Below are 2372 nucleotides of genomic sequence, written 5' to 3'. Positions count from 1 at the left end.
CCGACGTCCCCGCTCGCTCGCTGGACGAGTTCCGCACCCTGGCGGGCGAGCGGGGACGTCGGGGAAGGCGCCGGCCGCCATCCTGGCCAGCCCGGCTCCCGGCCCGAGCTCAAGGAAGGCCGTCGCGCCAGCTTCCACGCAGGCCTGCAGGCAGTCGCTCCACCGAACCGTCTGCGAAATCTGTGCGGCCAGCTTGTCGAGGCCGGGCTCCGCCGCAAGGACCGGAGCGCCGTCGATCCCGCTGAGCAGTCGCACGCGTCCCGGCCCGGGCAGCGTCACCGGCAGCGGTCGCAGGATCTCGCGGAACGCGACCGAGGCCGCCGCCAGGCGGGGCGTATGCGACGCCACTCGAACCGGCAGCGTGATCACGTGCGTTCGCGCGGCGGAGACGGCTTCCTTGCCGAGCGCCTTGAGCTGCGGACCGTCGCCGCCGACGACGAAGGCGTCTCCGGGGTTGACGATGGCGATCGCCGCATCATGGCGCCCGCAAAGCTCTTGGAGCGTGGCGCGAGGGAGACCCCGCACGAAGAGCATGCCCTCTCCGGGCGAGGACGCAGCGTCCATCGCCTCGGCGCGGCGCGCGATGAGGTCCAGCGTGTCCGCGGGGGTGAACGCACCGGCCACGCCCCAGGCGGCGACCTCGCCGACGCTGTATCCGGCGATGACGAGCCTCGGCGGGAAAGTCCCGCGCAGAGCCGCGGCTGCGGCGAGCGCCTGAAGCGTGCAGAGAATCTGGCCCGGACGGTCGGCGTGGATCGCCTCGTCGGGCGCGGTCCGGACAAGGTCGCGGGGATCGCGCCCGCCCAGAAGGGTCGCCGCATGCCCGAACAGCTCGGCGGCCTCCGGCGCGTCGCCCGTCAGTGAGAACATCCGGCTATTCTGAGGGCCTTGCCCCGAGCAGAGGATGGCGAGGGTCACGCGGCGTCACTCAATGCGGGAACAGGAGAGCGATCGCGATCGCCATGGGGATGACGCTGAACGCCGTGCTGGCGGCCACCATCGATCCCGTGGTGGCGGAATCGAGCCGGTAGTTCACGGCGAAGAGGATGCCGAAGAAGCCTGACGGAATGGCGGCGAGCAGGATCGCGATCTTCGCGGTGTCGGACGAGAGCGGCAGAAGCAGCACGATCCCGGCGGCGATCAGGGGCCGGGCGATGTCGGCGGCGCCGGTCGCGCCCGCGACCTTCCAATCGAACCTGAAGGTCTGAGCCGAGAGGACCAGACCGGTGAGGAAGAGCGCGACGCCGGCGGCGGCGTTGCCGATGAGCATCAGGCATGACTTGAGCACCGGATCGAGCGTAAGCTCCGACAGGGAGACGGCGATCCCGAGCGCCGGCGCCAGCACGACCGGCTTGGTGATCGCGCGCCGGAACGCCCGCACGATCCTGCTGGCGGCGCTCGCGCCCGCCTCATCCCCCTTGCCGGAGGCCATTTCGAGCGTCACCAGGGCAAGCGGTGTGACCAGGATCGAGCCCGCCGCCAGCGCCACCGCGACCGGCACGGTTCCGGTCGCGCCGAGAACGGAGGCCGAGATCGGAAGCCCGACGCCCGCGAGGTTCGGAAAGGCGATCGTCAGCGCCTGAAGCGAGCCCTCAGCCCTGGACGCCTTCAGCAGGAAGCGCGCGAGCAGATACCAACCGATGTAGACGAGGAGCATGACGCCGCCGAGGATCGCGAACAGCGGCGCCTGTGCGAGCATCTGGCTCCTGCTCGCGGACGCGGTCGCGACGAACAGAGACGCCGGTACGGCGAAGTTCATCACGAGCGTGTTCAGCGACTCGACATGATGGTTCTCGACCATGCCGCGCCGGCCGGCGACGTAGCCGAGCCCCAGGACGAAGAAGACCGGCGCGAGCGCCAGAACGATGACGTCGAGGGTCATGCGCGCGTTCTTTCCTGGAGGTCGACGAAGAGCGTCATCGCGAGGAGATCGGCCGAGCCGCCGGGGCTGAGCCTGGAGGCCACGAAGCTGTCGTGAACGGCTCTGGCGCGCTCCCGCCAACCGGGGCCGACCACGCCGCCCTCGGCGAGGAACCGCCTTGCCGCCTCGCGCGCGAAATGGAGCCCCTCCGACCCCCCGCGATGCAGGAGGTTGGTGTCCTCCAGCACCGCGATCAGCGCGAAGCAGGCCTCGACGCGGGCGGCCTCGGGATCGCCGGGGCGGACCGTCCGGGCCCTCCGAAGCGCCGGAAGCGCGACGCCGTAGACGCTCGGAAAGCCGAGCCCCGCCTCGATCCTCGCGCCTCCGGCCCCGAAGCGGAGGCGCGCCATGCTGCCGTGGCTGCGCAGGAGCGTCGGTCCCTCGACGATGTCCCGCGCCCAGAGCCGCACGACGAGTTCTCCGAGCGGCAGCGCCCGGTCGACCTAGATCG

At 71.2% G+C, this 2372-nt stretch carries 2 protein-coding genes and 1 pseudogene; all 3 read right to left on the bottom strand.

From position 1 onward, the window contains the following. Positions 1-870 (bottom strand): acyltransferase domain-containing protein (locus ACIKT0_RS17055; protein ID WP_407106562.1); only part of this gene is annotated, 870 nt, incomplete at its 3' end. Positions 871-928: 58 nt separating this feature from the next. After that, positions 929-1882: an AEC family transporter gene (locus ACIKT0_RS17050; protein WP_407106561.1), complete on the bottom strand. Its 954-nt coding sequence runs from the start codon at positions 1880-1882 to the stop codon at positions 929-931. Then, positions 1879-2364 (bottom strand): annotated as a pseudogene (locus tag ACIKT0_RS17045) (triphosphoribosyl-dephospho-CoA synthase); the annotation flags it as partial. The pseudogene ACIKT0_RS17045 and the gene ACIKT0_RS17050, both read right to left, overlap by 4 nt. Positions 2365-2372: the final 8 nt, after the last annotated feature.

It is taken from the genome of Hansschlegelia beijingensis, assembly GCF_045505405.1.
GTDB lineage: Bacteria > Pseudomonadota > Alphaproteobacteria > Rhizobiales > Methylopilaceae > Methylopila > Methylopila beijingensis_A.
Note: the sequence above shows the minus strand (reverse complement) of the source record. Positions and strands in the feature narration are given on the sequence as shown.

Bases quoted from the DNA above. Each gene is read 5' to 3' on its own strand.
- ACIKT0_RS17050 (WP_407106561.1), bottom strand. From the start codon at position 1,882: ATGACCCTCGACGTCATCGTTCTGGCGCTCGCGCCGGTCTTCTTCGTC.